At 59.6% G+C, this 7,322-nt stretch carries 9 protein-coding genes and 1 pseudogene (1 of these 10 running past the window's edge); 8 read left to right on the plus strand and 2 right to left on the minus strand.

Features of this window, described 5'->3' with window-relative positions; translation table 11 throughout:
- The 4 genes from FVQ81_17540 to FVQ81_17555 form a co-directional block, all read left to right on the plus strand.
- Positions 1-475, plus strand: a 475-nt coding sequence (locus FVQ81_17540; protein ID MBW7998335.1) for an FAD:protein FMN transferase, incomplete at its 5' end; no start/stop codon positions are given.
- Positions 476-487: 12 nt separating this feature from the next.
- A complete protein-coding gene (locus FVQ81_17545) occupies positions 488-898 on the plus strand; it encodes a NusG domain II-containing protein (GenBank protein MBW7998336.1) in 411 nt (136 codons plus the stop codon).
- Positions 882-1,469, plus strand: coding sequence for a Gx transporter family protein (locus tag FVQ81_17550; GenBank protein ID MBW7998337.1), 588 nt, complete (start codon positions 882-884; stop codon positions 1,467-1,469). Before FVQ81_17545 ends, FVQ81_17550 begins: the two co-directional genes overlap by 17 nt.
- 44 nt (positions 1,470-1,513) lie before the next feature.
- A complete protein-coding gene (locus tag FVQ81_17555) occupies positions 1,514-1,783 on the plus strand; it encodes a DUF4321 domain-containing protein (protein ID MBW7998338.1) in 270 nt (89 codons plus the stop codon).
- Between the two features lie 30 nt (positions 1,784-1,813).
- Here the strand turns inward: FVQ81_17555 and FVQ81_17560 are convergent, their stop codons facing one another.
- Together FVQ81_17560 and FVQ81_17565 are read right to left on the minus strand one after the other, a co-directional pair.
- Positions 1,814-2,722, minus strand: a complete 909-nt coding sequence (locus tag FVQ81_17560; protein MBW7998339.1) for a sensor domain-containing diguanylate cyclase — start codon at positions 2,720-2,722, stop codon at positions 1,814-1,816.
- 27 nt (positions 2,723-2,749) lie between these two features.
- A complete protein-coding gene (locus FVQ81_17565) occupies positions 2,750-4,648 on the minus strand; it encodes a hypothetical protein (GenBank protein MBW7998340.1) in 1,899 nt (632 codons plus the stop codon).
- Positions 4,649-5,016: 368 nt separating this feature from the next.
- Here FVQ81_17565 and FVQ81_17570 point away from each other — a divergent pair, with 368 nt between their 5' ends.
- The 4 genes and pseudogenes from FVQ81_17570 to accB form a co-directional block, all read left to right on the plus strand.
- Positions 5,017-5,937, plus strand: coding sequence for a tetratricopeptide repeat protein (locus tag FVQ81_17570; GenBank protein ID MBW7998341.1), 921 nt, complete (start codon positions 5,017-5,019; stop codon positions 5,935-5,937).
- A gap of 7 nt (positions 5,938-5,944) precedes the next feature.
- Positions 5,945-6,379, plus strand: coding sequence for a type II 3-dehydroquinate dehydratase (aroQ, locus tag FVQ81_17575; GenBank protein ID MBW7998342.1), 435 nt, complete (start codon positions 5,945-5,947; stop codon positions 6,377-6,379).
- 43 nt (positions 6,380-6,422) lie between these two features.
- Positions 6,423-6,983 carry an elongation factor P gene (efp, locus tag FVQ81_17580; GenBank protein ID MBW7998343.1) on the plus strand — a complete coding sequence of 187 codons (561 nt, stop codon included), beginning with the start codon at positions 6,423-6,425 and terminating at the stop codon, positions 6,981-6,983.
- 86 nt (positions 6,984-7,069) lie between these two features.
- Positions 7,070-7,322 (plus strand): annotated as a pseudogene (accB, locus tag FVQ81_17585) (acetyl-CoA carboxylase biotin carboxyl carrier protein); it runs 227 nt beyond the window's last position.

Raw genomic sequence — 7,322 nt, forward strand, 5'->3', positions numbered from 1 at the left:
GCACGCGCTGGTCAACCTCGGCGGAGAGATCGGCGTGCTGGGTGTGGGCTCCAACGGCCGCAACTGGCGAGTCGGTATCCAGCACCCGCGGATGGCCGCCAGCCACCTGGGAGTGGTCAACCAGAGCGCCGGGTGGTACGTGGCCACCAGCGGCGACTACGAACGGTTCCTGATCCGTAACGGACTCCGCTACCATCACATTCTTGACCCCTCCACCGGGTTTCCGGCGATGGAGCATGCCGTGATGAGCGTCACCGTGATCGCCGGCAGCTGCCTGCTGGCCGATGCAATGGCCACGGCGGCGTTCGTGCTGGGACCCGTTGAGGGTATCCGGTTCCTGGAGAGCCAGGGCGCCCGCGGGCTGATAGTTTACGCTGCCGACGGCGACCGGGAGGGAGGAGAAATAACCTTCCGGGCCACTGCAGATTTCCTGAAAATCATGCAGCCCGATCTTGACGGGCGACCGATTTACTGAACCTGATTTCCCATGAACCGATCCGATTTCAGACTACCGCCGCTGGTGACCACAGCAGACTGGCTGCTGCTGGGCGCGGTGCTGACGGTATCGGTGCTGTTTTACGGTTTCAGGTTCTTCGGCGGCGAGAGGGGGGGGCCGCTGACCACCGTGATCCGGGTGGGCGATGAGCGGGTGGCCGAATTGCCGGTCGGTACGGATACGGTACTTGTTATCGAGGGCCGGCTGGGACGGTTGAAAGTTTTGCAGCGCGGCGGCGAAGTCTGGTTCGAGGGAGCTCCCTGCCGGCTGAAAATCTGTGAGCGAACCGGCCATATCGCCCGGGCGGGAGAGATTATCGTCTGCGCTCCCAGCAGGGTCATGGCCCGCCTGGAATCAGCCGCCGGAGGCGAATCGGGAGGTCTGGATGCAATCTCCCGCTGAACGCGCCGCTCGGAATCTCCGGGATGCAGAGGAGGTGAGGCGCAGGATCGAGCGGTTGAGCCTGATCGCCGCGGCCACCGTGTTCGAGATAATCCTGTTCACGCTCGACTCGGCGATACCGAAGCCGATCCCCTGGATCAAGATCGGCCTGGCGAATATTGTCACCCTGGCCCTGCTGGTGGGCGCGGGCTGGCGGGTAACCGCCGCGGTCCATTTTCTGAGGATCATGATCGGAGCAGTTTTCCGCGGCGGACTGTTCACCCCGTTTTTCCTGTTGAGTTTTGGCGGCGGCGCAGTATCTTTTATCGTGATGGCGCTGGCAGTGCGCTGGGCCATGCCCGTTATGGGCTTCGCCGGCGTCAGTTTTCTGGGCGCGCTGGCGCATAACACGGTTCAGTTGCTGCTGGTGGCTGCGGCCATGGCCGATAATTCCGTGCTGGTGCTGCTGTGGCCCGCGGTACTGCTGTTCAGCCTGCTCTACGGTGGGTTTACCGGCTGGTGCAGCTTCCATTTCTGCCGACGGATTCCGCAACTGACCGACGGCAGGCTGGCCGAGGCGCGAACGGGCTGAAAAAATACGGACGAAAAATCACGTAACTGTCAGCCGTGGAGGCAATGGTGCAACGCAGACGGTTTCCGGTTTACCTGACCGTGCTGATTGTCGGGATGCTGATCGGAGGATACCTGGGCGAGATCCTGGCTACGGTGATGCCCGACGGAGTGGCCAAGGACTTCTTCCTGACCTCGATCGCCGGGAATTTCGGACCGGTGACGCTCGATCTGGTGATTATCGCACTGACTCTGGGACCGCTGGAAATAACGTTGAATCTGGTGGGAATTCTGGGGATTTTTGTTGCTTTTTACCTGTTCCGGTGGTTCATCTGAACTAGTCTTGCCCCGGGACCAGCCAGACCGCTAACCGATAGTTACCTGGTTGCGGCCCTTGTTTTTGCTGGCATACATCAATTCATCGGCCTTTTTCAGGATCGCTCTTTTATCCATGTCCTCCCCGGACGATGCCAGCGTCGCGCCGATCGAGATAGTGACCTGCACTGAATCGCCGTTGCACGCGATCTCCAGCCCCTCGATGGTCTTGCGCATCTTTTCCGCCACAACCTCGAGTTCACCCATGCCCAGATTCAGCACTACCGCCACAAATTCCTCGCCGCCCCAGCGGCCCACGATATCCGATAAGCGGATCACGGTCGACAGATTCTGGGCCACGCTCCACAGTACCTTGTCGCCAACTTCGTGCCCGTATCGGTCGTTGACCCGCTTGAAATGATCGATGTCGATGAACATCAGGCCGAAGTCCAGGTCGTAACGCTTCATCTCGTCGGTTTTGGATTCGATAACCTTGTCCAGGTACCGGCGGTTGGCCAGGCCGGTGAGGGGGTCGATCAGGGCCAGCTTGCGCAGTTTTTCGATCACGTTGCGCGCCGCGATTCGCGAGCTGTTGTCGTGGAAGATCTGGACGACCCCGCTGATCTTGCCGTCGGCATCGTGAATCGGTTCGATCCGGCAGGCGATCGGGATTCTGTTTCCCTCGTGGTGCAGAAGGAATAGCTCCGCCTCGCGGGTCCTGCCGTCCTTGAGGGTCGACTCGATCGGGCAGTTGTCTCCACAGCCGTCGCTTTCCATGTCCGGGCAATGGGTCGCTATCTCCGAGCAGACCAAGCTGCCGACTGCATCGTTAAACGCGTATCCGCTGATATTCTCGGCGCTTTTATTCCAGAAAGTGATCTTCTTTTCCCTGTCGACACACACGATCCCGTCGAACAGCTTGTCCAGAAGATTTTTGTAATATTCCACCGTAGGCGACATGGCTACAGCTCCCTGTCAGCCGGTTATTTAATCGTTCTCATCCCCGGCCATTGCCTGGCCGCCGGTTGAGTTGGCCGTTGATCTGATATCGCGGAAGTCCTTGACGTCCATGCTTTTCATCAGTTCGGAGCTGAACATGGCGAAATACGCCTGCATCCTGGTCGAAATCAACTGTATTGCCAGCCGCTTGCGGCTTTCGGCAAGCTTGTCCATGTCGGCCTCTTCGCGCTGGACGACTTCCAGCAGATAATACATGTAATCGGTCTCAATCAGCGAACTCTTTAGACCAACAGGTAATCCGAAAGCTGTGCCGATAAACTCGTTGTTGCGCCCCGGGCCGGTCAGGCCGCTGGCGCGGCTGAACATGCCGCTGGTGTCGACAGCCAGGCCCTTGTCCTCGGCGAAACTCGTCAGGTTCATGTAGCTCTCGTAGCCCTCGATCATCGGCTCGACCCGGCCGCGGGCAACTTCCTTCTTGGCCTTCAAGCTCAACAGACGGCGGATCGACTGCGCGGCCTCCTCGAGCGGGATCTGTCCCTCTTCCTTGCGCCGGGTGACTTTAGCCAGCATCACTGATTCCTCGGCCTGCACGCCCTGGCGCACGACCGTGATCGGATAGCTCAGCTGACCCTCCTTGGCCCCATAGAGAAAGTCCATTAACTCGCGGGTAAGCTGCAGGCCCGGAATCTGGCCGCCAACGGCGAATTCCCCGGTCTCGCTGACAACCAGTCCGCTGTCGGTGGCCACCCTGACGAATGAATCAGCGGATTCGGCCATCAGCTTGCGCAGGCTGCGGGTTCTGGCCCGTACCTCGCGCATCGTTTTACGACCGGACATTATCCGGGTGAGGATCCTGCGCGCCTTGACCTCGCGCTCGCCATCCTGGACCCGGACGCTGTCGGTACGCACCAGCTGGTATCCGAAAGCAGTCAGCGTCGGATCGCTGGTCTGGCCCGGCTTCAGGGAGAGGGCCAGCTCCACCATCGCATCGTCGGTATAGTCGCCGCGGGAGAACCAGCCGAGATCGCCGCCGCTGGCCGCCAGCGGTCCCTGGGAATAGCGCATGGCCACGCTGTCCCACTCCTCCTCGCCCCCGGCCAGGATACCGGCGATCGCTGTCAGCGAATCGAGCGCTGCGGAGGTGTCTTCGGCGCTGGGAATAAGCGGCAGGAACACGTACTGCAGGTTGACAGTCTCGGGCCGCTGGTACTGGTCGCTGTGTTGATCGTAATAGTCCGCCACCTGCTGCTCGGTAACGCTGACCTCGCTGTCGTTAACCAGGGAGTCGGGGTCGAACGACAGGTAGATTACGCTGACCCGCTCCTGAACTGCCCGGAACGCCCGTTCCACTTCCGCGTCGGTCAGCTTGCCCAGCGAAGCGACCTCGAGGAACAGCTTGAGGCTGGGGATTTTCTGGCGCGCATCGTTCTCGAGTTCCAGGATCAGGTTGGCCGCGGCCGGATTGGAGAGCAGGGACAGGTATTTCTCGAAATCGAACCGTCCATCGGTCTGCAGCTGCGGGGATTCGCGCAACTCCTGGATAGGGTTGCTGCGGATATACTCGATAATCTCGCTGTTGTACACTCCGATAGAGCGGCTCTCGTAAACCTTGCCCAGTATCACCTGGTTGACTATTTCGTTCCACACCTGGTCGGCGATCCGGTCGATTTCCCAGGCAGACAGGCTGCCGCTGGCCCGCTGGCTGCTGGCCAGGTTGACGGTGTTCTGCACGCGCTGCTCATAGAGCGTGCGCTCGATTTTTTCCCCGTTAATCTCCCCGGCGTATTTCATGCCCAGCATCTCCTGCTGGCTCTGCTGCATCAGGTAGTCATCGAGACCGGTCAGCGATACGGCCATCCAGCCGACGAAGAAAAAGATCAGGATGTAGAAAATAATTTTCATATTATTGCGGAAAGTCTGCATCATGGCTGAAAAACACCTCGCTGATTATTTTAGGTAAAAGCCTTCCACGATCGGATTTCTACACGGCGTTACGGGCATGCAACGCCCAGAACTCAACAACAGATGAAATTATAAGCTCTGCAATCGTACGTCAATCAATTTATCTGTTTGTCTTACATTTACGATGAAGCGCCCGACCCCCGAGGGAGATGTCTTCCGTTTGCATGGCGTAAGTGCCTGCCGCAGTGGTCTGAAGGCATTATTTGAGTTGACTTTGCATTTTGTCCGGACTATTTTAATCAGATCATCACCCGCGCTGATCTCGAGGCACGGGGCCGGCTGTTCTGACCGCGGCTTGGCCGGTCGCACGAGACTCTTCACCGAGTTGACACATGGGGCTGCAAGAGGAAATCACAGAACTGGAGCAGAGGTTCGCCGAAGCTCCGGACTCCAGACTGTTTCTCCCGCTGGCCGACGCCCTGCGCAGGGCTGGAGAACTGGAACGGGCGGAAAAACTCTGCCGCGAGGGCCTGGAGCGTTTCCCCGCGTTCAACAGCGCCAGGATCCTGCTGGGCGAATGCCTGGCCGAAGGCGGCAAGCTGGAACTGGCGGTGCGGGAACTGGAGGCGGCGGCCAGCCTGGACAGCGGCAACCGGAGGCTGAAAGCCGAGTTGGCGGAAATCTCCGAGAAGATGGGGGACAGCGGGAAAGCCGCCGGGTCGCCTTCGCAGTCCGGCGTTGAACTGCCGGAAGTGGCCGTGCCGCCGGAGGAGACCGGGAAAGCGGTGGGGACGGCGGCTGACAGCGATGAAAGCGACAGTGTGGCTGAGGCCCGCGAGGCTGAAAGCGCCGAACACTCGAGCGGGAGCGATTCGGCTGGCGAGAGCGAGATGTTTATCACCCGTACCCTGGGCGATATCTACCGGATGCAGGGTCACGACCGCAAGGCGCTGGAGATTTACAACAAACTCGTGGAGGAAGGCCAGCGCAATCCGGAGTTGAAGACTAAAATCGATGAGATCGCGGCCCGGCTGGGCAAGGAGCCTCCGCAGATAATTGAACCGCCTGTTGAAGCTCTGGCTCCGGATGCCGCGGTCGGTGCTGAAACCGATCCTGTGCCTGCCGCGCGTGACGAGGGCCGGTACGAGGAACGGATTGACACGATATTCCACTTCCTGCTGGGCGACTCGCCGGAGCACGGGGAAGGCCCTGGCGGAATAAGTGTCCCGACAGGGGTGGAATCGGCGGGAGCCGGCAGCGGGGATTTCGTCGATTTGATCGAAGACTGGCTGGATGGCCTGAAACAGGAGTGACGGGATGATCCGGATCGCGGTGATAAACGGGCCCAATCTCAACATGCTGGGCCGCAGGGAAACCGGTATTTACGGAAGCGGCAGCCTGGAGGATATCCAGCAGGCGCTCGTGGACCGGTTCGACGGCCGGGCGGCGCTCAATTTCCACCAGTCCAACTCCGAGGGAGAACTGGTGAGCATGATCCAGGGCCTGGAGGGTGAGGCCGAGGGTATCGTGATCAACGCCGGCGCCTACACTCATACCAGTGTGGCTATCCGCGACGCCCTGCTGGCCGTGGGCCTGCCCTTTGTCGAGGTCCATCTGTCAAACGTGTTCGCCCGCGAGGAGTTCAGGCACAGCAGCCGGCTGGCCGACGTGGCGGTCGGAATTGTCTCGGGATTCGGAGCCGCCAGTTACGCGCTCGGCCTGGAGGGTCTGCTGAGCAGGCTGGCGGAAAAATAATACTTAATCTAATAACTGGATTGGAATTCAGGAGGAATGCAAGTTGGCGAGTACGGCTGATTTCAGGAACGGGATGGTTATCGAAATCGATGGTGAACTGCTGCAGATAGTCGAGTTCCAGCATGTCAAACCCGGCAAGGGCGGCGCGTTTGTGCGCACCAAGCTCAAAAGAGTCCTTCGGGGCGCGGTGCTGGACAAAACGTTTCGCGCCGGCGAGAAAGTTGACGAGGTCCGGCTGGAAAACAGGACCATGCAGTACCTGTATCCCGACGGCAATCTGTATTATTTCATGGACAACAATTCCTATGAACAGTTTCCGGTCAGCGCGGATGTGATCGGCGACCAGGTCCGCTACCTCAAGGAGAATATCGAGGTTACGGGGCTTTTCCGCGAGGATTCCCTGTTGATGGTGGAATTGCCGTTCTTCGTGGAGCTGGAAGTCACCGAAACCGACCCCGGTATCAAGGGAGATACTGTCAGCGGAGGCACCAAGCCGGCCAAACTCGAAAGCGGAGTCACGGTCAGCGTTCCGCTCTTTATCGAGGTCGGCCAGAAAATCAAGGTCGACCGCCGGACCAACGAATATCTGGAACGGGCCAACTAGGGTTTCCGCCCCCAGACCGCTAGTCCCTCTAACGAAAGAGAAAACAAGTGACCAGAGAGCAAACCTCGGAACCGAAAGAGACCTTCATGGACGTCAGGTACCTGAAGAAGCTGATCAAAGTGGTCGAGGAGAGCGAGATCAGCGAACTGGAGATCGAGGGCCGGGGCGGCCGGGTCAAGATAGTCAAGCACCAGCCGGGCGGCCAGGCCATGGTCGATGTTCCCCATCCTGCTCATGCATCAGCCCATCCCGCGCCCTCAGGTGCGGAGGGTGAGCCTGCCGCTGCTGAAGCGGAGAAACAAGTCGAGTCAAACCTGGTTGAAATCACCTCTCCGATGG

This window comes from Candidatus Glassbacteria bacterium (genome assembly GCA_019456185.1).
GTDB lineage: Bacteria > Gemmatimonadota > Glassbacteria > GWA2-58-10 > GWA2-58-10 > JAJRTS01.